The following is a 22544-nucleotide window of genomic DNA, read 5'->3' as shown; positions in this document are numbered from 1 at the left end:
GGCCGCTGCGTAGACTGCCGGCGTTCCATCGTCCAGTTGCCCCCCACGTCCTCGCACGCTGGCCGGGCCCCGCCCGTTCGTGGGCTGCCTGCTGTGGGCAGGTGCGTCTGCCGGCGCTGGCCCGATCCGTCCCTCGCCCCATCGTCGTCTGCCCATACACCCCGGAGGAGGTGAGCTCCATGTGGATGAAACCCCGCGCGAAGAAGATCGTCGTGTGCTGTGAAGTGACTGCGTACGCCCACAGCCGCTGAGCCCCGCCGTTCTCCCGCGCCGCACCTGCGCCCACACCGGCCAGGGCGCGGCGCGCGCCCTACTGCCGGGTGTCCATGCTGCACATGCCGACCGCACCTCCGATGTTCCAGCTCCTCGGCACCGCCGCCGGCGGCGGGCTGCCGCAGTGGAACTGCGGGTGCCGCAACTGCGACCTCGTGCGCTCCGGGGAGCTGCCGCCCCGCACGCAGTCCAGCGCGGCCTTCACCCCCGACGGCGAGCACTGGTACCTGATCGACGCGTCGCCGGACGTGTCGTGGCACATGGCGATCCTGGATCCGCCGCGTGGGCGGCGCACCCCGCTGGCGGGCGTGCTGCTCACCGACGCGGAATTCGACCACACCCTGGGGCTGCTCCAGCTGCGCGAGGGCAGCGCGTGGGAACTGCACGCCACGCCCGGCGTGCACCGGATCTTGGAGGATCAGTTCCCGGTGCGCCGCCTGCTGTCGCGCTACGCCGAGGTCACGGCCATCACCGCCGAGCCGGGTGAGCCGCTGCGCTTCGGGAGCGTGGAGGTCACGTGGGTGCCGCTGGACGACCACACGCCCCGCTACCACCACGGCCGCCGGCCCGAGACGGGGGCGACGTGCGCCCTCGTGCTGCGCGGCCCACGCCGGACGCTGGTGTACGCCCCCAGCCTGAGCACCCTGGACGGCCCGGTGCAGGAACTGCTGGCGTCAGCGGACGTGCTGCTCGTCGACGGCACCTTCTACCACCCGGACGAACTGCCGCGCCTGGGCCTGGGGGTGGGCACGGCCGCCAGCATGGGCCACCTGGCCATCTGCCACAGTGCGCGGAGTCTGGCGGGCCTGCCGGCGGTCACGAAGCTGTACACCCACCTGAACAACACCAACCCGGCCATCGACCCGGCGAGTCCCGAGCGGGCGTGGATCCGCGCCCACGGCCTGGACATCGCGGACGACGGCTGGTCGGTCGGCCTGTAGGCCAGGGGAACATGATGTGGACGCCTGCTGAACTCGAATCCCGCCTGCTGACCGTCCTGGCCCGCTCGTACCACCACCGCCATCCCTTCAACCGGCGGATGCACGCCGGCACGCTGACCCCGGACGAACTGCGCGTGTGGGTGGCGAACCGCTACTACTACCAGCAGTGCATCCCCGTGAAGGACAGCCTGCTGCTGGCCAAACTGCCGGAGGACGCGCGGCGCGAGTGGATCACGCGCGTGCTGTACCACGACGGCCCGGATCGTGAACACGGCGGGCTCTCGGCGTGGCGGGCCCTGGGCCGCGCGGTGGGCCTGCCGGAGGGCCTGCTGGAGTCGCACGACCTGCTGCGGCCGGGGGCCCGCTTCGCCACGGACGCCTACGTGACCTTCGTGCGGGATCACCCGTGGTTCGACGGCGTGGCGTCCTCGCTGACCGAGCTCTACGCGCAGCGGATCATGGCGGTGCGTACCGTGGCCTTCGAGACCCACTATCCGTGGGTGGAGCCGGCGGGCCTGGCGTACTTCCGCAGCCGCTCGCGCCAGGCGGGCGTGGAGGCGAGCGGCGCGCTGACCCTGCTGAACGCGCACACCCGCACCCAGGCGGATCAGGAGCGGATCGTGGCGGCCGTGGAGTTCAAGTGCTCGGTGCTGTGGAGCCTGCTCGACGCGCTGGACGCCGTCACGCCGGAGGATGTGCCGGACAGGGACGACCTGATGCCGTCGGAGTCGGTGGCGGCGCGGGGGAGCGCGTGAGCCTGCACCTGTACCGGGGGGCGCGGCTGCGCTATGACCGCACGCGGGAGCAGCACGTGCTGTTGCGGGCCGAGGAGGTCACGGAGCTGAACGCCACCGCCTTTGAGATCCTGAGCCTGTGCGACGGCCGCAGCGACGCCGCCGTGGTGGCGGAACTCCTGACCCGCTACCCGCAGGCCGATCCGGCCGAACTGGCCGCCGATGTCGCGGAGTTCCTGGCCGAGGCTCAGGCGAGCCAGTGGATCCAGCGCACGGAGGGGACGCCATGACCGGCACCCTGGACGCCACGCCGCCCGCCACCCGGCCGCCCCGCCCGGCCCCGCCGCTGGTGCTGGTCGCGGAACTCACCCACCGCTGCCCGCTGCAGTGCGTGTACTGCTCGAACCCCCTGGAACTGCTGGGCGCGGCGCGGGAACTGTCCACCGAGGACTGGCGGCGCGTGCTGTGCCAGGCCGAGGCCATGGGCATCCTGCAGGTGCTGTACACCGGCGGCGAGCCGCTGCTGCGCCCCGACCTGAGCGTGCTGCTGCGGGCCGGCAGGGCGCTGGAGCTGTACCAGGTGCTGATCACCAGCGGCGTGGGCCTCTCGGAGCGCCGCCTGCGCGACCTGCTGGACGCCGGCCTGGACGCCGTGCAGCTCAGCCTCCAGAGCCTGGACGACGTGACCGCCCGCACCATCTGCGGCGGGGACTTCCTGAAGCGCAAGCACGAGGCCGCGCAGCTCATCCGCGCGTCCGGCACGCCGCTGATCCTGAACGCCGTGCTGCACCGCCTGAACCTGCACGAGGTGCCGGCCCTGCTCCAGTTCGCCGCCGATGCCGGGGCGGAACGGATCGAGCTGGCGAACAGCCAGTACTACGGCTGGGCGCTGGAGAACCGCGCGCACCTGCTCCCGGATCTGGCCCAGCTCCAGGCCGCCGAGGCCGAGGTGCTCGCCTTCCGCGCCCGGCACCCGGAGGTCGCCGTACAGTGGGTCGTGCCCGATTACCACGACGCCTCGCCCAAGCCGTGCATGGGCGGGTGGGCCAGCACCCACATGATCGTCGGCCCGGACGGGCGGGCGCTGCCGTGCCCGGCGGCGTACGTGCTGCCGGAACTCGCGTTCCCGAACGTCACGACCTCCAGCCTGGACAGCGTGTGGTATGACTCGGCCGCCTTCCAGGCCTACCGGGGCACCGCGTGGATGCAGGAGCCCTGCAGGGCATGCCCCCAGCGAGAGGTGGACTTCGGCGGCTGCCGCTGCCAGGCCTTCCTGCTCACCGGCGACGTCCGCGCCGCCGATCCGGTGTGCTCGCTGTCGCCACACCGGGCCGTGATCGATGCCGCGCTGGAGGAGATCGCTGACGTGCCCCCCACTGCCCTGCGCCACCGGCCGCGCACCGCATGACCCTCCCCGATCTGCTGGACGTGGTGAACCGCGCGGGACTGGTCATCGACGGGCATCTGGATCTGGCGTACAACGCGGGCGTGGGCCGCGACCTGACCCTGCCGCTGGACGAGCTGCGCTCCCGCGAGGGGCCAGGAGCCCGCGACATCGCCACCGTGACCTTCGGGGCGCTGCGGGCCGGGCGCGTGGCCGTGTGCCTGGGCACGCTGTTCGCCATGCCGCGCACGGAATCCAGCCCACACGGCTATACCGACGCCGATGGAGCGCATGCGCAGGCGCTGGCCCAGCTGGATCAGTACCGCCGCTGGGAGGACGCCGGACACGTCCGGCTGCTCAGGCCGGGCGCCGAGGTCGCCGCGCACCTGCGCGAGTCCGCCCGCGACCCGGACGCCACTCCCCTGGGCGTGGTGCTGCTCATGGAGGGCGCGGATCCCATCCGCACGCCCGATGAGCTGCCGTTCTGGGTGCAGCAGGGCGTGCAGATCGTCGGGTTGTCGTGGCGGGGCACGCGCTACGCGGGCGGCACGGGCGTGCCGGGCGGCCTGTCCGCAGTGGGCGAGGAGCTGCTGGACGCCATGCGCGAGCAGCACGTCACCCTGGACGCCTCCCACCTGGCCGAACAGAGTTTCTGGGAGGCCCTGGAGCGCCAGCCGGACGTGATCGCCTCGCACAGCAACGCGCGGGCACGGGTGCCGACCGACCGGCACCTGACCGACGACATGCTGCGGGCCATCGGGGACGGCGGCGGAGTGGTCGGCACCGTGCTGTACAACGGCTTCCTGCACCCCGGCTGGGCACGCGGCGAGGCCCGCACCCCGCCACAGACCGTGGCGGCCATGCTGGATCACCTGGCAGAGGTGGCCGGGTGGGCACACGTGGGCCTGGGCAGCGACATGGACGGCGGCTTCGGCCTGCGCGAGTTCCCGGAGGGCCTGAACAGCGCCGCCGACCTGGGCCGCGTGGCTGACCTTGTTCCCGCCGACCACCGCGCCGGGGTGCGCGCCGGCAACTGGGCCCGCTGGCTGACCCTCGACCGCCCGTAAGCTGGGGGCGTGACGCCCGGCCGTCTCGTCCCGCCGCCCATTCCACCTCGCCAGCGGCCGGAGGTGGACGCCCTGCTCGCCCGTGCGATGTTCCCGGATCCGGAGCGGATCGCCCGGCAGCTGGCCGCCTACCACGTCCCAGGCGGCCCACCCGTGTTCGTGTGGGAGGTCGCGGGCAGGGTCGTCAGCGCCGCTGGACTGCACGTGACTGGCGACCACACCGAGATCCTGCACGTGGGCACCGATCCGGCGCACGCCGGACGTGGGTACGCCCGCGCGCTGCTGCACGCCGTGGCGGATCACCTTGACCTGACCACACTGACGGCCGAGACGGACGCTGAGAGCGTGGACTTCTACCGGCGGACAGGATTCCGGGTGGAGGCCGCACCCACCCGGAACGGCCGGGCACGCTACCGCTGCACCCTGACCCGGCGCTGAGCGGCAGGCCTACACTCGGAGCACGCCGGCCCACACGGTCGCCGTCACGTCCGGGCAGCGGCCCGGAGCGGCGATGGGCGGCAGGGGGCAGACATGGCCTATGTCCGGACGGTGCCGGTAGACGATGCGGTGGGTGACGTGCGTGAGCAGTACGCGCGGGCGCAGGCCACCATGGGCTACGTGCCGAACTACACACAGCTGTTCAGCCTGCGTCCGGATGTAAACGCCGCGTGGGGCACGCTCCTCGGCGCGATCCGGAGCACGCTTGACCCGCGCCGGTACGAACTGGTGACCCTGGCCGCCGCCCGCGCCCTGCGCTCGTCGTACTGCTCGCTGGCTCATGGCAAGGTGCTGCTGGACGCACACTACGCCCACGGCGAGGTGCATGCCATTGCCACGGCCCCCGAGACGGCCGGGCTGGACACCGTGGACGTGGCGCTGATGGCCTTTGCTGCGAAGGTGGCCCGCGACGCCCCCGGCGTGACCGCTGCCGACATCCAGACCCTGCGCGATCACGGCCTGGGCGATCCCGAGATCTTCGACGTGGTCGCCGCCGTCAGCGCCCGCTGTTTCTTCAGCACCCTCCTCGACGCCCTGGGTGCCGAGCCGGACGCCACGTACGGGGAGCTGGAGCCCGGCCTGCGGGACGTGCTGACGGTCGGCCGGGAGATCAGCACGCAGCCGACCCGCACGCTGCCGTGACTACGCGGGCGCGGTGATCCCGAACGCGGCCCACGCAGAGCGCAGATCCGGGTGCGCAATGAGCAGCCGCGCAGCGGGGGTCGCCATCCACGTCAGCATCCACCGCGCCCCGGCGTCCAGACCGTCATGCAGAGCGGCACGGAGCGGCGCGTGGTACGGGGGCACGCCTCCCTGATCCCACTCCAGCTTGTCGGCCAGGAACACGACCAGATCGAGCGGTGAGGGTTCGGCATGCAGGGTGGTGTGAAACCGGATCGCCTGGAGGACGGCCGGATCGCTCACGCCATACCGTTCCTGCGCCAGCACGACACTGAGTTTTGCGTGCAGGAGCATCGGCACCTGCCGTTCCTCGGGTCCTATGCAGATGCCGAGCGTTTCACACAGGCCCACCATGTCGGCGCGGGGCACGATGCCGCCCATGTCGTGCAGCAGGGCGGCCGTGCGGGCGGCCTCCGGATCGACGCCGGAACGCCGGGCCAGCGTCACTGCCTCCGCCGCCACACGGGGAACATGTTCACGAGTGATGGTGCGGTGGTGTGCGGCGAGCAGCATGTCCACATCGGCTGCCAGATCACCCGCGAAGGGCGGCATGTCACACAGGGGCACCGGCCAGCCCTGAGCCACCGTGAACGCCACCATCACCCCGCGCGGAGCTTCTTGCGTTCCTGCACCGCCAGGACATCCACGCGCTCGTTCTCGCCGTGTCCGGCGTGTCCCTTGACCCACAGGAAGGTCAGGGCGTGCGTGCGTGCCAGAAGGATCAGTTCCTCCCACAGATCCTGGTTCTTCACGGGGTCGCCGCCGGCGGTCTTCCAGCCGTTGCGCTGCCACTTGATGATCCAGCCGTCGGTGAACGCCTTTCTCAGGTACTGGCTGTCGGTGACCACCCGCACCTGACACGGCCGCTTGAGGGTCTTCAGGCCCTCCAGCAGGCCGCGCAGTTCCATACGGTTGTTGGTGGTGTTCTCCTCGTTGCCGCTCAGCACGAGTTCTTTTTCCCCGTAGCTGAGGATCGTCGCCCAGCCGCCGTGCCCCTTGGTGGTATCGCACGCACCGTCCGAGTACAGGGTCACGACCTGCCCGGCAATCGGCGCGTCCGGCTGGATCCCGGCCCGGATCGGCAGGCGATCACGGGCCGCGTCCTGCGCCTTCTGCGCGGCGGACTTGCGGCCACTGTACGGACTGCCGGAACGGGTCATCCGGGGAACTGTAGGCACAGCCCGCCCGTAGTGTCAAGCATGGAGCCCGCCACCCACCTGCGCCCGCTGACTGCCCTTCCGGAGCCTGACCGCACGCCGGCGATCATCCAGCACCTGTCGCCGCTGGCTGACCTGCTGCTGCCCACACTGGGCGGCCTGCTGGGGCCGCTGGTCGCGTGGCTGGTCTACCGCGACCGTGGCCCCGCCCTGGACACGCAGGGCAAGGACGTCCTGAACTTCCGCGTGAGCGTGTGGCTGTACGGGCTGATCATCGGCGTGCTCGCCTTCATCCTGTTCAGCCTGGGACTGCTCGGCGGCGCGGTCGGCGCGGCGGCCGGCAGCGACGAGCTGGGGGCACTGGCCTTCCTGGGATCGTTCGCGTCGTTCTTCCTGTTCTTCCTGCCGGTCATGCTGGTGCTCAGCATCGTGCCCTTCATCTTCATGATCATCGGCGTGATCCGGGCCAGCAATGGGCAGCACTACCGGTATCCGCTGACGATCCGGTTCCTGCGCTGACCGTCGGCGGAACCGCCACACGTACACGACCTCGGGGTCGCCGGCGTCCAGCTGGTTCAGCACGCCGCTGACCTCCCAGCCCAGCCGGCGGAACAGGGCGTGCATGGGCGCGTTGGACGCGTCCGTCGAGGAGGACATCTTCAGGGTGGACGCCACGGCGCACAGATGCACAAGCAGCGCCGCCCCCACCCCACGGCGCCGCCATGCCGGAGCCACACAGAGCAGTGCGACGAAGGCGTGCCCGAGGAAGGTCTCCACCATAGACGCTGTACGCGCACAGCTGGTCACCGGCCACGCCGACGCTGACAGCCTGCCGCTCCAGCGCGCCGACGAGCCAGGCGCGGCGCTCCCCAGTCGCGGCCAGGGCATCCAGCACGGCGAGCGCGGCCAGATCCGCCGGGTGGGCAGGTCGGAAGGTCAAGGACATGCCGTCACGGCATCCGGACACGCCCACCTCCCTCTGTGCGCTGGAGCGGACACGGCCGCTGCGTCTCCCCTATCCTGTGCCCCATGCGAATCATGGCGGTGTTTGCCCATCCGGACGACGAGATCGGTTGCATAGGAACGCTGGCGAAGCACACTGCACGCGGCGACGAGGTCATGCTGGTCTGGACGACGCTGGGCGAGCTGGCGAGCCAGTTCGGGACTGCCTCGCACGAGGAGGTCACGCGCGTGCGCCGCGAGCACGGGGCCTGGGTGGCCGAGAAGATCGGCGCGACGTACCACTTCTTCGACATGGGCGATTCCCGCATGACCGGCAGCCGCGCCGAGGCGCTGCAACTGGCGCGGCTGTACGCCACCTTCCGCCCGAACGCCGTGATCACCTGGAGTGACGACCACCCCCACCCGGATCACCGCATGACCGCGAAGATCGCCTTCGACGCGATCACGCTGGCCCGCATCCCCAAGATCGTGAACGAGTCCGGCGCGGGTCAGTCCATGCCGCCTGCCCCGGATCTGGGCAGCGCGGGGGGCATCGAGAGCGGCGAGGACGTGGCGCAGCTCACGGCCCTGCGTGATCCGGTGCGCTTCTACCAGTACTACGCGCCGGCCAGCCCCTACCCCGAGGTGATCGTGGACGTGAGCGACACCATCGAGGCGGGGGCAGACGTCATGGCCTTCTACCACGACTTCTACAAATGGGCGTGGACAAAGGAGCAGTACCGTGAGGGCCGGGCGGCGATCGGGCGCATGGCGGGAGCGGGGGCGAAATACGCCGAGCACTTCACGCTGCGGGTCAGCCACCTGCCCGCGCGGCCGTATCTGGACTGACCGCGGTGTTCAGTTCCCCCCCGTGCTGAGGAGATGCCCCAGGGCTCCACGGAGGCCGCTGTCATGTCAGGGACTCGCTGCGCTCGGTTCAGAGGCAGCGAGGGCACCCTTCACTCCCTCTGAACTCTGCTGTGACTCCCGCTGAGCTGCATGTCGGGGCCGGGGACGTCCCGGCCACGCGCTACAGTGACCGGCAGAATGTCCGAGTCGATTCAGCTGAAACAGAGCATCGTGGTGCGCTCCCGTCCGGACGTGCTGTACCGCCTGGCGCTGGAGCCGCGCCGGCGTGCCAAGTGGGACAAGAACTTCGTCTCGGCCGCCTACGAGGGCGGGGACGGCCGGCTGACGAACAATGCGCTGGTGCGCTTCAAGTTCCGCCGGCAGCTGCTGGGACTGGCCTTCACCGCGAAATACGGGCAGCTTCAGCCCCCGCAGCGCGGCGGGTGGGAGAGCGTGCGCCACGTGGGGCCGCTGGAGAAGCTCACGCAGGCGTGGTCGTTCAAGCCCATGCCCGGCGGCACCGAGGTCACGCTGAGCATGAACGCCCGCGTGCGCTACCGCTGGATCAGGGCGCCCATCGAGCGGGTGCTGAACAACATGCTGGTCAGCACCCTGATCGAACTCCAGCGCACCGTCGATGCCCAGGGGGCCCAGCTCATGGAGGACGTGGGCAAGGAACTGGCCGAGAAGCAGCGGGCGGAACAGAAAGCCGCGAAGGACGCAGCGAGGGCCGCAAAGAAAAGACGCTGAGCCGGCTCCCGGCGTACCCAGCGCCCCCTCCACTCCGTGGACGTTTTCCCAACACCTGCCCCTCACATGGCGTTCTCATCGCGCTAGGGTGACAGGCACGCTGATGTCTTCGGTGACGGATCTCTCTCCCCTAACCTGCCTATGACCCCGTCCGAACAGCCCAGACCTAGTGCCGAAGGCGATTACCTCCGGCTCCTGGAGGCCATGCCGGTCATGCTCTGGACGGCAGATGCGGACGGGCGCTGGGTGCATGTCAACCGCCAGTGGATCGAGTTCACCGGCCTGATGGACGATGTCGGCGCCTTCGGTTTCGAGGCGGCGTTGCATCCGGACGACCTGGAGCGCACCATCACCTGCTGGCGGCAGTCGGTGGCGCGTGCCGAACCCTACGAGATCGAGTACCGGCTGCGCTGCCACGATGGAACCTACCGGTGGTTCCTGATCCGGGGGGTGCCGGTCGCAGATCCCCAGGGCCGGGGCATTGCGTGGGTGGGCACCTGCACCGATATCGAGGAACAGAAGCAGGCCCGGCAGGCGGCCATGGCGATGCGGGAGTCAGCGGTGCGGGCACTGGGACTGGCCCTGGAGACCCGAGACCGCGAGACGCACGGCCATACCGACCGGGTCACGCAGCTGGCGCTGCGACTCGGCCACGCCCTGCACCTGTCCGACACCCAGCTCAACGCCCTGCGGCTCGGAGCCTACCTGCACGACATCGGCAAGCTGGCGATCCCGGACGCCCTGCTGCTCAAGCCCGGCACCCTGGACGAGCGCGAGTGGCAGCTGATGCGTATCCATCCGGTCGAGGGAGAACGCTTCGCGGCGGCCCTGGGCTTCCTTCCGCCCGAGGCGACCGACCTGATCCGCCACCACCACGAGCGCTGGGACGGCGCCGGGTATCCCGACGGCCAGCGGGGCGAGCACATTCCCCTGCTGGCCCGGCTGTTCAGCGTCGTGGACGTGTACGACGCCCTGCTGAGCGAGCGGCCCTACAAGCGGGCCTGGACACCCGACGAGGCCCGCACCGAACTCCGGCGACAGGCCGGCACCCAGTTCGATGCCGGGATGGTCGAGACCTTCCTGACCCTGCTCCAGCGCCCCGACGACCGGTCAGCCAACAGCGGGAACCCGCCGGTGGCACCCGCTCCTGGCGACGGCCCCGACCGCCCGCCGAACTGACCACCGATCCCGGCTCATGGCGCCCGCAGCTCCTCCAGCGCGGCCCGCAGCGTGTCCGGGAGCGTCGTGGGCCGCCGGGTCTCGCGATCCACATAGACGTGCACGAAATGGCCCTGGGCGCACGCCGCCTCATCGTTCCCCCGGAACACGGCGAGCTCGTAACGCACGGAGCTCGACCCCAGCCGGGCCACGCGCACGCCCACGCTGAGCACGTCTGGGAACGCGGCCGGCGCGAAATACGCACAGCCGGTCTCCACGACCAGCCCGATCACGCTGCCCGCATGGATGTCCAGTGCGCCCCGAGCCGTGAGGTACGCATTCACCGCCGTATCGAAATACGCGTAGTAGGTCACGTTGTTCACGTGCCCGTACACATCGTTGTCTGCCCAGCGCGTCGGCATGGGATGGTGATACGGGTACTCGGCGCGGCCATGCGGGGTCGGGCGGGTCATGCCTGAACTGTAGCGGGAGCGATGGAGGCGGGATGGAACGAGGAACGGCCTTGTCATCCTTCCGCTCACCACGCAGCCTGCGAGTCCCAGCCTCCATGACGAGGCCCGGTGTGGACAGAAAACACAGCCGTATCCAGAAGGGGATGAACATTGAGCGTCCAAGACGATGGTGAGCTGCGCCCGCCACCCCCCCCCCCCACAAGGCGGGAGGGAGCCAAAAGACGAAGCCCACCATCTTGCCCTGACCGAATGCCATCGGGCGCGCAGCGCACGGGCGCGGACGGCGTGAACGCACCAGGCAGGTACGCCGCCTCCACAGCTCCAAGAACACGCCCACCAGCGCGGCCCAACACGCACCTTGCCCAGCGCAGCGCCGCTCCCCCTGTCCCCTGCGGGAGAGGGGGATGGGGGTTAGGGCCGCGCCGCAGGCACCCACCTTCTACATATTCATGCCCGAGCAGACATCATGACCCGTCCACCACCAGCATCACGACTGTTCCTTCCCGCGTGTCGAAGGGCACCCACGGCTCGCCGGCCTTCACGCGGTAGCCCTCGCCGGGGCGCAGCCGGACGAAGTTGTTCAGCGGCAGGTCGATCACGACCTCGCCGGACAGGCACACGACCCAGCCGTCCACGCCGGCTTGAGGGGCCTTGCCGCTGAGGTGCAGGACGCGCACGTCGCCACCGGGCAGCCGAACCCACTCGCCGGGCGTGCCCTGCGCCAGCCGGACAAGGTGCAGGGACTGGGGAACGTCAGGGCGTGTCCGGGTCAAGCGTTATTCCCCGCGTGCCGCCTGATTCAGCTTCTTGCTGGCCTGGAGCGCCATACCCTTGGCCTTCTTGATGTCCAGCCCCAGCCCCGGCGCGACGTCCTCGACCTTGCGGCCCTGTTCGCGGGTGGCCGTGACCAGCTGGCGTTCATCGCTGCTGAGCACCCCGAGGTGCGGTTTGAGCTGCGCCCAGGTGAGGGGGGTCTTGGCCGGAGCCTTGGCCTTGGTGGGGGCCTTGCGGGCGGTGCCCGACTTGGACGTGGCGGTGCGGGCGGGGGCCTTGCGGGCCGTGGTGCCGGCCTTCGTGCCCCCGGTCTTCGCCGTGCCGGTCTTCGCGGCCGTCTTCTTCGCCGTCGTGCTCGCGGCGGCCTTCTTCGGGGCCTTGCCCGGCTTCTTCTTGGGCTCCTTGCCGCGCTCCTCCAGGATTTCCAGGGCGCGTTCGGCGGTCAGGGTGCCCTCGTCCTCGCCCTTGCGCAGGGTGGCGTTGCGCTCGCCATCGGTCAGGTAGGGGCCGAAGCGACCGGACTTGAGCACGATGCTGGCGCGGCCCGGATATTCGAAGTTCCGCAGGGGGGGCGCGGCGGCGGCGCGGCCCTTGCCGAAGCGCGGCTGGAGGAACAGCGCCTCGGCCTCATGGATGCCGACCTCGAACAGCTGCTCGTGGGTGGTCAGGCTGCGGCTGTCGCTGCCGCGCTTGAGGTACGGGCCGTACTTGCCGTTCAGCGCCCAGACCTCCTCGCCCTCCGACGTGCCCACCAGACGCGGCAGGCTCAGGAGTTTCAGGGCGCGTTCCAGGGTCAGGGTATTCAGGTCGTCGCTGGGGAACAGGCTGGCACTGCGCACGGGCGGGTTCTCGGCCCCCAGCGTCACGTAGGGGCCGTACCGCCCGGCGCGGGCCACGACGGGATGCCCGGTGGCATCGTCGGTGCCGAGCACGCGGTCGCCGCTGGGGCGGCTCATCAGTTCCTCGGCGCCCTCGGCCGTCAGCTCGTCCGGGGCCATGCCCTCGGGCAGGTTGGCCTTCTCGCCGTTCCGCTCCATGTACGGCCCGTAGCGGCCGACGCGCACCTCGATGCCGCTGCCCTCCAGCTTCGGCACCGTGATGGTGGCGATGCCGCGCGCGTCGATCTCACCCATCTTCGAGTCGATCAGGGGCCGCAGGGCCATGCCCTCGCCGTGGTCGCCCAGGTAGAAGCGCTTCAGGTACGGCACCCGCTGGGCCCGTCCACCCGCGATGTCGTCGAGATCCTCTTCCATCTTGGCGGTGAAGTCGTAGTCCACCAGCGACCCGAAGTGGCCCTCCAGCAGGGCGCTGGTCGCAAACGCCGTCCAGGACGGCACGAGGGCCTGCCCCTTCTTGGTGGCATAGCCCCGATCCTGGATGGTGCCGAGGATGCTCGCATACGTGCTGGGGCGGCCGATGCCGGCGGCTTCCAGGGCCTGCACCAGGGACGCCTCGGTGTACCGGGCGGGCGGCTGGGTCTCGTGGCCCTCGGGCTTCACGCTCTCGGCGGTCACGCGCTCGCCCTCCTTCAGGGGGGGCAGGGGCGTCTCGCGGTCTTCCAGGGCGGCGCTGGGGTCGTCACTGCCCTCCACGTAGGCCCGCAGGAAGCCCGGGAAGTCGATGGTGCGGCCGGACGCACTGAGCTGCACGTCCTCGCCCGTCGTGGCCCGTCCAGCGAGGCGCACGCGCAGGCTGCGGCCCCGCGCGTCGGCCATCTGGCACGCCACGGTGCGCTTCCAGATCAGATCGTACAGGCGCCACTCGTCGCCGCTCAGTTCGCTGCGCAGGCTGTCCGGCGTGCGGAAGCTGCTGCCAGCCGGGCGGATCGCCTCGTGGGCTTCCTGGGCGTTCTTGGCCTTCTTGGCGTACACACGCGGCTGCGGCGACAGGTAGGTCTGGCCGTACATCTGCGCGACCTGCGTGCGGGCGGCGGTCACGGCCTCGGTGCTCAGGTTGGTGCTGTCGGTACGCATGTACGTGATGTAGCCCTGCTCGTACAGCTTCTGCGCGGCCCGCATGGTGCGCGTGGCGGCGAAGCCCAGCTTGCGGCTGCCCTCCTGCTGGAGCGTGGACGTGATGAACGGCGGGTACGGGCGCTGCGTAAACGGCTTCTCCTCGGCGCTCGTGACCGTCAGGGGCTGTCCGGTCAGGCCACCTTGCAGGGCGCGGGCCTCCGCCTCGGTCAGCAGGCGGGCGGTCACGCCGGCCTTGAGCTTGCCGGTCAGTGGATCGAAGTCGCGTCCCAGCGCGAGCTTCTGGCCGGCCACGTCGGTCACGCGGGCGGGGAAGGTCTGCGCCTCGGCGGTCGCGCCCGTGACCAGCAGATCCCACCACGTGGCGCTGACGAAGCGCATGCGCTCACGTTCACGTTCCACCAGCATGCGGGTCGCCACGCTCTGCACGCGGCCGGCACTCAGTTTCGGCGCGACCTTCTTCCACAGCACCGGGCTGACCTCGTAGCCGTACAGGCGATCCAGCGCCCGGCGGGCCTCCTGCGCCTCGACGAGGTTCGTGTCGATCTGGCGCGGGCTGGCAATCGCGGCCTGGATCGCTTCCTTGGTGATCTCGTGGAACACCATGCGCTTGACCGGCACCCGGGGTTTCAGTTCCTGATACAGGTGCCACGCGATGCTCTCGCCCTCGCGGTCATCGTCCGTCGCCAGGATGATCTCGTCGGCGTCCTGCGCCATCTTGCGGAGCTTGGCCACGTGCGCACGCTTCTCGGGGGCGACCACGTACAGCGGGCTGAAGTCGTGCTCGACGTCCAGACCGAGCCGCGCCCAGGCCTGCCCCCTGTACTTTTCGGGGATGTCGGCGGCGCTCTTGGGCAGGTCGCGGATGTGCCCGATGGACGACTCCACCGTGTACCCCTTTCCGAGGTACTTCTCGATGGTGCGGGCCTTGGCGGGCGATTCGACGATGACGAGGGTGTTGGGCATAAGGATTCAGCTCCCGGCTGGACAGTACGGGTGAGCGTAGCACGTGCTTCTCACAGGGTCAGGAACCTGATCCCCACTGACACGAACGGGCATTACCTTGTGAAGAAACCGTCAGGGACGGGCGAAATCGCAGGTCTTGGGGGTTTCTTTATGTTACGCTCCGCTCGTGCGTGCGCGCGGCTCCACCCTGACCCTGCTGCCCCTGGCCGTCGTGGCCCTCCTGGCCGCCGGCTTCCTGGCGCTGCCAAACCTGCGCGTCCCGAACACCCAGACGCCCCACACCACCCTGCTGGTGCTGGGAGCCGCACAGTACGCCGGGCGGCCCAGCCCGGCATTTCAGCGCCGCCTGGATCATGCCCTGAGCCTGTACCGCGCCGGCGGGGTGCAGCACATCGTGGTCACCGGCGGTCGCCGCCAGGGCGATCCCTACACCGAGGGCGGCGTGGGCACCACCTACCTGACCCGCCACGGGGTACCGGCGGATGACCTGAGCGCCGAGACGCGCAGCCGCACCACCATCGAGAACCTCCAGAATGCCCGCGTGCTGCTGTCCCCCGGCACCCCGGTCACGCTGGTCACCGACGAGGCCCACGCGCCGCGTGCCCTGGCCCTGGCCCGCGCCCTGGGCATGGATGCCGACGTGAGTGCCAGCCCGCTCGGCGTAGGCACCAGCCGCCAGTACCTGCTGCGCGAGAAGCTGGCCCTGCTGGGCTACGCCCTGATCGGCATCCGGCTGTAGGTCACCCCCAGCCGGGGCAGACCATGCCGGAAATCCCACAGCTCGGGGCGATGTAAGACACGTGTAGGCGCAGACTTTCTACCGTTCAGACATGACGTCCCCCCCGCGCCTGAGCCTCCGTCCCGGCGAGCCCGGCGACCTGCCGTTCCTGCGGTCGCTGGCCCCCCGGCTGGTGGCCAGTGCGCCCCCGTGGCGCCGCCAGGACGACCTGCTCGCCGAGTACGACGTCCTGTTCGCAACAGCCCTGACCGACCCCGAACCCGACAGCGCCGTGCTGATCGCCTGCATGGGCGGCCAGCCCGTGGGCTTCACGCTGCTGTACTGGCACCCGCAGGAGCGCGGCGTGTTCGTGAAAGACCTTGCCGTCCGTGCCGACGCCGAGGGTCAGGGCGTGGGACGCTTCCTGCTGGAGGCCGTCGAGCGCTGGGGCCGCCACCAGGGTGCCCGGGAGATCATGCTCAAGACCTCATGGTTCAACGACCGCGCCCGGGCCTTCTATGCCGATCTAGGCTTCCGCGAGGATCACGTGGCGCTGGTGCTGAGCCTGGACGGGTGATACGGACTTCGATTGAATCCCGCAGAATTGCGGGTTCAATCCGACCGAAGGGAGGAGGAGAAGGACGGATTCCGTCCGATTCCCGCACATCCGGGAAAGAACCGGATGCACGTCCATCTCCCGAAATCCGTATGACCAGAGACCCAGACAACAAAACACCCCAGCATTGCTGCTGGGGTCTTCGTGGTGCCGAGGATGGGATTTGAACCCACACACCTCGCGGCGCTAGTCCCTGAAACTAGTGCGTCTACCAATTCCGCCACCTCGGCACGCTTGTTCTGGTGGGGCCGCCCCGTGGGGCGCGTTTCAGGCTCGCTTACTTTAACGGCGCCTTTGCAGGCTGTCAACCACCCGCCGCTGTGGTCAGCCGCGCTTCGAGGAAGGCCCAGATATCCGCCGCCTCCGCGATGACCAGCGAGGTGGGCTTGCCCGCGCCGTGGCCGCCGCGCGTCTCGATGCGGATCAGGGTGGGCGCGTCTCCGGCCTGCACGTGCTGCAGCTGTGCCGCGAACTTGTACGAGTGCGCGGGCACCACGCGGTCATCGTGGTCGCCGGTCGTGATCAGGGTGGCGGGGTACGCGGTGCCGTCTCTCAGGTTGTGCAGCGGCGAGTATGCCAACAGTGTGCGGAACAGGTCAGGGTCGTCACTGCGCCCGTAGTCACTGGCCCACGCCCACCCGATGGTGAAGTGCTGGTAGCGCAGCATGTCCATCACGCCGACCTGCGCGATCACCGCCCCGAACAGCTCCGGGCGCTGGGTCATGGCCGCGCCGACCAGCAGGCCGCCGTTGCTGCCGCCCTGGATGCCCAGGTGGGCGCTGGACGTGAACCCGGACTGGATCAGGTGCTCCGCGCACGCCAGGAAGTCATCGAACACGTTCTGCTTCCGCTTCAGCGTGCCCGCCTGGTGCCACTCCTCACCGTACTCGCCGCCGCCGCGCAGGGTCGCCACGACGACCACGCCGCCGCGCTCCAGCCACGCCAGCCGCCCCACGCTGAAGGTGGGCGTCAGGCTGACAGTGAAGCCCCCATAGCCGTACAGCAGCGTGGGATTCGTGCCGTCCCGCTCAAGCCCCCGCCGGGCCACGATGAACATAGGGATGCGGGTGCCGTCGCGGCTGGTCGTGAACTCCTGCGTGACCTCGTAGGCGCTGGCGTCGAAATCCAGCGCCGGGGTCGAGAGGGCCTCGGGCGTGGTGTCCGGCAGCAGCAGCCGCTGCGCCGTGCCAGGGGTCAGGAAGGACATGAAGCCGAAGAACACCTCCGGGTCGTCCTGCCGGGCATTCAGCTCGGTCACGCTGCCCAGGCCCGGCAGCTGCACCTCACGCACCACGGCCCCGGCGCGGTCGTGCAGCGTCAGGCGGTGGCTGGCGTCGTGCAGGGTCACGGCCAGCAGGCCACCTGGCACCAGGGCCACGACCTCCAGCACATCCGGCCCTTCTGGGATCACCTCGCGGCGTTCACCGGTCAGGACGTTCCATGCCAGCACGCGGCCACGCGGGGCGTCCTCGTCGGTGCGGATGTACAGCAGGGGGCCGTCGTTGCCGATCAGCTGGTATGACGCACGGAACTCCGTGACCAGTTCGGTGAAGGGGTCCTGCGAATCCAGCGAGCGCACCCACAGCAGGTTCTTGGGATCCGTGCCCTTCCACACGTGGACGACCACATACGCGCCGTCCTCGGTCACGCTGCCCTGGAAGCCCCAGTCGGGCTCGTCCGGTCGGGCGATCACCAGCGTGTCCTGCGCCTGCGGCGTGCCGGCCCGGTGGAACATCAGGCGCTGGCCCCGGTTCGCCCCGGTCAGGGCCGCCCCCTCCTGCGGGGCGTCGTAGGCCCCGTAGAAGAAGCCCGCTCCGTCCGGCGTCCACGCCGCGCCGCTGAACTTGCTCCACTCCACGGCGTGCGGCTCGTCCTCGCCCGATTGCACGTCGCGCACGTGCCACGTGATCCAGTCGCTGCCGCCCTGCTGCACGCCGTACGCCACGCGCCCACCGTCCCAGCTCACCGACGCGCCGATCAGCGACGCTGTGCCGTCGGCGCTCAGGGTGTTCGGGTCGAGCACGGGACGCCACGGGCCGCGCGGGCTGGCCGCGACCTCCAGCACCGGCTGGTTCAGCAGGCCGGGGTTATAGAAACGGAAATACCGTCCGCCCCGCATCCATGGCACGCCCTCGCGCGGGTAGTTCCACAGGGAGGTCAGCCGTTCCCGGTACGCACTGCGGGCGGGCAGCGTATCCAGGTAGGCGTCCGTCACGGCGTTCTGCGCCGCCACCCACGCCCGCGTCTGGGGCGAATCCGGCTCCTCCAGCCAGCGGTAGGGATCGGGCACCGGTACCTGCTGGCCGTGCTCGTCGGTGTACACGTCCACGTGATCGCCACGCGGGGACTCGGGGTACGGAGAGGTCACCCGACCAATCTGCCACGCCACCCTGAGAAGCGGCCCGCTGGACTGGACGCACAGAAAGGGGACGAGGCCCGCGAGCCCCGCCCCCAGAACATTCGACGGTTACTTGACCAGGCCGAGCTTGCGAACCTCGTCGCGCTCCTCGCTCAGTTCCTGGGCGGTGGCGTCCATCTTGCCCCGGCTGAAGTCGGAGACCTCCAGGCCCTGCACGATCTGGTACTGGCCGCCGCTGCACGTGACGGGGAAGCCGTAGATCAGGCCTTCCGGCACGCCGTAGCTGCCGTCGCTGGGGATGCCCATGCTGACCCACTGGCCGTCCGGGGTGCCCAGCGCCCAGTCGCGCATGTGATCGATCGCCGCGCTGGCCGCCGACGCCGCCGAGCTGGAGCCCCGCGCCTCGATGATCGCCGCGCCGCGCTTGGCGACGGTCGAGATGTAGGAGTTCTCGTACCACTCACGATCCACCTGCTCCAGCGCGGGCTGGCCGTCCACGGTCGCCTGGCTCAGATCCGGGTACTGCGTGCTGGAGTGGTTGCCCCAGATCGTGATGTTCTGGATGCTGCTCACGGGCTTGCCGGTCTTCTCGGCCAGCTGCGAGATCGCGCGGTTGTGGTCGAGCCTGACCATCGCCGTGAACTGCTTCGGATCGAGATCCGGCGCGTTCTGCTGCGCGATCAGGGCGTTGGTGTTGGCCGGGTTGCCCACCACGAGCACCTTCACGTCCCGGCTCGCCACGGCGTTCAGCGCCTCGCCCTGCGGCTTGAAGATGCCGCCGTTCGCGCCCAGCAGGTCGCCACGCTCCATGCCGGCCTTGCGGGGCATGGCCCCCACCAGCAGCGCGTAGTCCACATCCTTGAACGCCACCATGGGGTCATCGCTGGTCACGATGTCGGCCAGCAGCGGGAACGCGCAGTCGCGCAGCTCCATGACCACGCCGTTCAGCGCCTTCAGGGCAGGCGTGATCTCCAGCAGGTGCAGGATCACGGGCTGATCCTTGCCCAGCATGTCACCGGACGCGATCCGGAAGAGCAGGCTGTAACCGATCTGGCCGGCAGCGCCGGTCACGGCCACACGGACGGGGGACTTGGTCGTCATAGGGGTTCCTCCTGAGAAGTGGTGCAAAAGTTTTACGGCTCACGATAACGCGGGCCGGGTGAGGAGGGGCGGGGCGTTCCTGAAGGGGGAACAGGCTCAGTCCAGCTGCCACTCTGATGGCCACCGGTCGGCGAAGACCTGCCTCAATCCGTCGCGCAGCGCGGCGTGGGCGGCGTCGTCAAGGCGCAGCATCAGCTCATAGAACGGAGCACCCAGCATCTGGGCCGCATCGTCATCGAGACGGAGGATCAGTCCGTCACGCGACAGCACACACGCCGCGACGCCTCCATACACGGTCGGCCCGCCTGAACGCACCAGACAGTAGGTGTCCATCCCGAGGGCCACGTCCTGTTCGTCCTCAACCAGCGCACGCTGGAGTTCAAGCCACTCCTGCGGCTCGTCCGCGTGGTCACCGAGCGCCACCATGAACGTATCGGCGTCCTCGATTTCACCCACGAAGATGGCCTGCACATCGAACACGACTGGCGGCATGACCGGAGTTTATGTGCTTCCACCTCAGATCGGCGCGTCTTCTTCGAATCTCGGCTCGCGCTTCTCGCGCAGGCTGGACAGGCCCTCGCGCACGTCGGGGCCGGTGAAGCCCAGGAATTCCAGGGCCAGGGACGTGTCGAAGATCGGGCCGGCCTGCCGCAGCCAGTTGTTCAGCGCGTATTTCGTCCAGCGGATCGCGGTGGGGCTGCCCGTAGCGAGCGTCCGGGCCACCGTCCACGCGCGGTCGAGCAGGTCGTCGTCGGGTACGCACAGGCTGACCAGGCCGATGCGTTCGGCCTCCTCGCCGGAGACAGACTCGCCGGTCAGCAGGTGGTACTTGGCCTTGTTCAGCCCGCACAGCAGCGGCCAGATGATCGCGGCGTGGTCGCCCGCCGCCACGCCAAGGCGCACGTGGCCGTCGAGCAGGCGGGCCGACTTTGCCGCCACACTGACATCGGCCAGCAGCGCGACCGCCAGCCCCGCGCCGACGCAGGGGCCGTGGATGGCGCTGACGATGGGCTTGCCGCAGTTCACGACGTTGTACACGAGGTCGCGGGCCTCCTTCCACACGCGGGCCAGGGCGGTGAAGTCGCTGCTCATCTCCTCGATCAGGGCGAAGTCGCCGCCCGAGGAAAAGCCGCGCCCCTCGCCCCGGATCAGCACGCAGCGCACGCCCGGCGTGTCGTCGATGTCACGCCACACGCGGGTCAGGGCGCGGTGGGCGGCGGCGTCCACGCTGTTCAGCGTCTTCTCGCTGCGGATGACGATCTCCAGGATGCCGGGATCGTGCAGCGTGAGCTGGAGACCGGGATACGCCCCGTCAGCGGTGAGGGTTGAGGTCATGGCCCGAGGCTAACATCGGCCCCCCTCACGTCCGCTTCCAGCCCAGCACCCCGACCAGCGCGGCCAGCACCATGCTCCCCACGACCAGGGGCACGACGCCGTTCCAGCCACCGGCCTCGAACACGTGACCGGCGACCACGCTGGCGACGGCCGCTCCGCCGTAGTACGACAGGTGGTACAGGCCCGAGGCGAGGCTGCGGGCCTGCGTGACCGAGCGCTGCACGGCGGCCAGCGCGGCCGACTGCGCCAGAAAAACACCGCACGCGCCGGCCGCCACTCCTGCGACGATCAGCGGCAGCGGATGGGCCAGCGTGAACAGCAGGCCCACCGTGCCGGCCCCCACCGCGCTGAGCAGCGCAAAGCGCGGGCCACGCGAGGCGAGCAGCGGCCCCGCGACCGGCGTGATGACCACGCCCAGCAGGTACACGGCGAAGATCGCACCGGTCTGCGCCGAGTTCAGGCCGTACGGAGGCGCGGCCAACCGCAGGGTCAGGGTGTTGAAGGTGCCGACCAGGGTGAACAGGATCAGGAACCCGACCGCACACGCGGCCAGCAGCGCCGGCGTGTGCAGGTGCGTGCGGAAGCTGCCCAGCACGGCGCGGGGATCGCGGCTGGCGCGGAAGGCCCGCTCGGGCGGCAGGCCCCGGCGGGCGAGCAGGAAGCCGGCCACAGCGCACCCGGCCAGCCCCCAGAACGCCGCGTGCCAGCCGAAGCGGGCATCGATCACGCCCGCCAGGAAGCGGCCCAGGAACCCGCCCAGCACGGTGCCCGTGACGTACATGGTCAGGGCACGCGCCCGCGACGCCGGCAGCAGTTCCTCCCCGATGTACGAGGTCAGGGCGACCATGACGCCGGGGATCAGCAGGCCCTGCGCGAAGCGGGCAGCGTTCAGGGCAGCCAGGGTGGGGGCCAGCGCCGCGAGCACGGCGGGCACGGTCAGCAGCGCGAAGGCCCACAGCACCGTGCGGCGGCGGCCCAGCGCGTCGGCCAGCACGCCCACCAGGGGCGACGCCACCGCCATGGCAAGCATGGTCGCGCCGATCACGCCGCCCACCTGCGCCGCGCCCGCGCCGAACTCGCGGGCCAGCACCGGCAGCAGGCTCTGCGGCGCATACACGTTCAGGAAGACCAGCGTTCCCAGCGCACCCAGCAGCCACCCGGACGGCTCCTGACGTGTGGGGACACTCAAAACAGGCCGACCAGACCGTGCGGACTGACCAGCGCCACCTCCACGCCGAGTCCGGCCGCGCGTTCCGCGTCGGGCCAGCCGGGCGGGCCGGGGATGAGCAGCGTGGGGCGGGCCTCCAGGGCGACGCTTCCCGAGTCGTCCAGCCGGGCCAGCACGGCGTCAAAGGCCCAGTCCTGGGCCCACAGGCGCTTGACGGCGTGCAGGGCGGCCGTGCCGGGCGGCGTGACGGTCGCCGTCTCGGTGCTCAGGCGGCCGGGGCGGCGGGCATGCAGTTCGCCGCTGTCCAGACCGGCCGGGGCCAGGGCACGGTAGAAGGCCTGCACAGCGTCGTCGAGCAGGTACGTGGTGCGGATCAGGGCCTGGGCACGCTCGGCCAGGGGCTCCAGCGCGTCCTCGTCGATCCGGGCGGGATTGACCGGACTGAACAGGCGCCGCAGCTGTTCGGGCAGGTTGCCGTGGCGGTAGAAGGACTCCTCGAAGTCGGGGGGGATGACCAGGCCACGGACGCCGTACGCGGCGAGGCGCGGCGCCTCCTGTCCAGTCTCCGCGGCACTCCGGGTGACGGCGTCAGCAATCGTGAACATGCGTGCAGGGTAGAGCACCCCT

At 70.2% G+C, this 22544-nt stretch carries 24 protein-coding genes, 1 tRNA gene and 1 pseudogene; 13 read left to right on the top strand and 13 right to left on the bottom strand.

The features are described from left to right. Positions 1-335: 335 nt before the first annotated feature. From pqqB to U2P90_RS05330, 7 genes are all read left to right on the top strand, one after another. Complete coding sequence (gene pqqB, locus U2P90_RS05360) at positions 336-1214, top strand: pyrroloquinoline quinone biosynthesis protein PqqB (RefSeq protein WP_322474099.1); 879 nt, start codon at positions 336-338, stop codon at positions 1212-1214. Between the two features lie 14 nt (positions 1215-1228). Beyond that, the gene (pqqC, locus tag U2P90_RS05355) at positions 1229-1969 is read left to right on the top strand and encodes a pyrroloquinoline-quinone synthase PqqC (protein ID WP_322474098.1); all 741 of its coding nucleotides are present in this window, start codon (positions 1229-1231) and stop codon (positions 1967-1969) included. Beyond that, complete coding sequence (gene pqqD, locus U2P90_RS05350) at positions 1966-2238, top strand: pyrroloquinoline quinone biosynthesis peptide chaperone PqqD (RefSeq protein ID WP_322474097.1); 273 nt, start codon at positions 1966-1968, stop codon at positions 2236-2238. Before pqqC ends, pqqD begins: the two co-directional genes overlap by 4 nt. Continuing rightward, positions 2235-3356 (top strand): pyrroloquinoline quinone biosynthesis protein PqqE, encoded by a 1122-nt coding sequence (pqqE, locus tag U2P90_RS05345; protein WP_322474096.1) that lies wholly within the window; start codon positions 2235-2237, stop codon positions 3354-3356. Before pqqD ends, pqqE begins: the two co-directional genes overlap by 4 nt. After that, positions 3353-4399 (top strand): dipeptidase, encoded by a 1047-nt coding sequence (locus U2P90_RS05340; RefSeq protein WP_322474095.1) that lies wholly within the window; start codon positions 3353-3355, stop codon positions 4397-4399. The genes pqqE and U2P90_RS05340 overlap by 4 nt, the downstream gene beginning before the upstream one ends. A 9-nt stretch (positions 4400-4408) precedes the next feature. After that, entirely contained in the window at positions 4409-4837 is a 429-nt protein-coding gene (locus tag U2P90_RS05335; protein ID WP_322474094.1) for a GNAT family N-acetyltransferase, read from the top strand. A gap of 93 nt (positions 4838-4930) precedes the next feature. Further along, positions 4931-5539, top strand: coding sequence for a carboxymuconolactone decarboxylase family protein (locus U2P90_RS05330; protein ID WP_322474093.1), 609 nt, complete (start codon positions 4931-4933; stop codon positions 5537-5539). Here U2P90_RS05330 and yqeK read toward each other — a convergent pair whose 3' ends face one another. Together yqeK and rnhA are read right to left on the bottom strand one after the other, a co-directional pair. Continuing rightward, positions 5540-6130 (bottom strand): bis(5'-nucleosyl)-tetraphosphatase (symmetrical) YqeK, encoded by a 591-nt coding sequence (yqeK, locus tag U2P90_RS05325; RefSeq protein WP_322474092.1) that lies wholly within the window; start codon positions 6128-6130, stop codon positions 5540-5542. It abuts the gene before it with no gap. A gap of 47 nt (positions 6131-6177) precedes the next feature. Beyond that, entirely contained in the window at positions 6178-6738 is a 561-nt protein-coding gene (gene rnhA / locus U2P90_RS05320; RefSeq protein WP_322474091.1) for a ribonuclease HI, read from the bottom strand. A gap of 39 nt (positions 6739-6777) precedes the next feature. On the opposite strand from rnhA, the gene U2P90_RS05315 reads away from it, so the two are divergent. After that, the gene (locus U2P90_RS05315) at positions 6778-7254 is read left to right on the top strand and encodes a DUF4870 domain-containing protein (protein ID WP_322474090.1); all 477 of its coding nucleotides are present in this window, start codon (positions 6778-6780) and stop codon (positions 7252-7254) included. An 84-nt stretch (positions 7255-7338) separates the two neighbouring features. On the opposite strand, the pseudogene U2P90_RS20160 reads toward U2P90_RS05315, so the two are convergent. Beyond that, positions 7339-7515: pseudogene (locus U2P90_RS20160) on the bottom strand (GNAT family N-acetyltransferase); the annotation flags it as partial. Positions 7516-7764: 249 nt separating this feature from the next. Between U2P90_RS20160 and U2P90_RS05310 the strand changes: the two are divergent. From U2P90_RS05310 to U2P90_RS05300, 3 genes are all read left to right on the top strand, one after another. Then, positions 7765-8526 (top strand): PIG-L deacetylase family protein, encoded by a 762-nt coding sequence (locus tag U2P90_RS05310; RefSeq protein ID WP_295817488.1) that lies wholly within the window; start codon positions 7765-7767, stop codon positions 8524-8526. A 198-nt stretch (positions 8527-8724) separates the two neighbouring features. Continuing rightward, positions 8725-9276 (top strand): SRPBCC family protein, encoded by a 552-nt coding sequence (locus tag U2P90_RS05305; RefSeq protein WP_322474089.1) that lies wholly within the window; start codon positions 8725-8727, stop codon positions 9274-9276. 141 nt (positions 9277-9417) lie between these two features. Continuing rightward, on the top strand, positions 9418-10455 hold the full coding sequence (locus U2P90_RS05300; RefSeq protein ID WP_322474088.1) for an HD domain-containing phosphohydrolase: 1038 nt from the start codon (positions 9418-9420) through the stop codon (positions 10453-10455). A 14-nt stretch (positions 10456-10469) separates the two neighbouring features. Here U2P90_RS05300 and U2P90_RS05295 read toward each other — a convergent pair whose 3' ends face one another. The 3 genes from U2P90_RS05295 to topA form a co-directional block, all read right to left on the bottom strand. Further along, positions 10470-10907, bottom strand: coding sequence for an acyl-CoA thioesterase (locus tag U2P90_RS05295; protein WP_322474087.1), 438 nt, complete (start codon positions 10905-10907; stop codon positions 10470-10472). A 464-nt stretch (positions 10908-11371) separates the two neighbouring features. After that, positions 11372-11680 carry a hypothetical protein gene (locus tag U2P90_RS05290; RefSeq protein ID WP_322474086.1) on the bottom strand — a complete coding sequence of 103 codons (309 nt, stop codon included), beginning with the start codon at positions 11678-11680 and terminating at the stop codon, positions 11372-11374. Between the two features lie 3 nt (positions 11681-11683). Next, positions 11684-14620: a type I DNA topoisomerase gene (gene topA / locus U2P90_RS05285; protein ID WP_322474085.1), complete on the bottom strand. Its 2937-nt coding sequence runs from the start codon at positions 14618-14620 to the stop codon at positions 11684-11686. Positions 14621-14786: 166 nt separating this feature from the next. On the opposite strand from topA, the gene U2P90_RS05280 reads away from it, so the two are divergent. Together U2P90_RS05280 and U2P90_RS05275 are read left to right on the top strand one after the other, a co-directional pair. Further along, entirely contained in the window at positions 14787-15359 is a 573-nt protein-coding gene (locus U2P90_RS05280; RefSeq protein ID WP_322474084.1) for a YdcF family protein, read from the top strand. Positions 15360-15450: 91 nt separating this feature from the next. Then, positions 15451-15915 carry a GNAT family N-acetyltransferase gene (locus U2P90_RS05275; protein ID WP_322474083.1) on the top strand — a complete coding sequence of 155 codons (465 nt, stop codon included), beginning with the start codon at positions 15451-15453 and terminating at the stop codon, positions 15913-15915. A gap of 184 nt (positions 15916-16099) precedes the next feature. Here the strand turns inward: U2P90_RS05275 and U2P90_RS05270 are convergent. From U2P90_RS05270 to U2P90_RS05240, 7 genes are all read right to left on the bottom strand, one after another. After that, positions 16100-16184: transfer RNA gene (locus tag U2P90_RS05270), tRNA-Leu, on the bottom strand. A gap of 74 nt (positions 16185-16258) precedes the next feature. After that, positions 16259-18322, bottom strand: coding sequence for a prolyl oligopeptidase family serine peptidase (locus tag U2P90_RS05265; RefSeq protein ID WP_322474082.1), 2064 nt, complete (start codon positions 18320-18322; stop codon positions 16259-16261). 99 nt (positions 18323-18421) lie between these two features. Further along, on the bottom strand, positions 18422-19414 hold the full coding sequence (locus U2P90_RS05260; RefSeq protein WP_322474081.1) for a malate dehydrogenase: 993 nt from the start codon (positions 19412-19414) through the stop codon (positions 18422-18424). Positions 19415-19510: 96 nt separating this feature from the next. Next, entirely contained in the window at positions 19511-19906 is a 396-nt protein-coding gene (locus U2P90_RS05255) for an Imm10 family immunity protein (RefSeq protein ID WP_322474080.1), read from the bottom strand. A 24-nt stretch (positions 19907-19930) separates the two neighbouring features. Then, a complete protein-coding gene (locus tag U2P90_RS05250) occupies positions 19931-20749 on the bottom strand; it encodes an enoyl-CoA hydratase/isomerase family protein (RefSeq protein WP_322474079.1) in 819 nt (272 codons plus the stop codon). A 25-nt stretch (positions 20750-20774) separates the two neighbouring features. Then, complete coding sequence (locus tag U2P90_RS05245) at positions 20775-21938, bottom strand: MFS transporter (protein ID WP_322474078.1); 1164 nt, start codon at positions 21936-21938, stop codon at positions 20775-20777. Continuing rightward, positions 21935-22522 carry a hypothetical protein gene (locus U2P90_RS05240; RefSeq protein ID WP_322474077.1) on the bottom strand — a complete coding sequence of 196 codons (588 nt, stop codon included), beginning with the start codon at positions 22520-22522 and terminating at the stop codon, positions 21935-21937. The genes U2P90_RS05245 and U2P90_RS05240 overlap by 4 nt, the downstream gene beginning before the upstream one ends. Between the last annotated feature and the right edge of the window lie 22 nt (positions 22523-22544).

Source organism: Deinococcus sp. AB2017081 (assembly GCF_034440735.1).
Classification (GTDB): Bacteria; Deinococcota; Deinococci; order Deinococcales; family Deinococcaceae; genus Deinococcus; species Deinococcus rufus.
The sequence above is the reverse complement of the archived record's forward strand: the minus strand, read 5'-3'. Positions and strand labels throughout refer to the sequence as shown.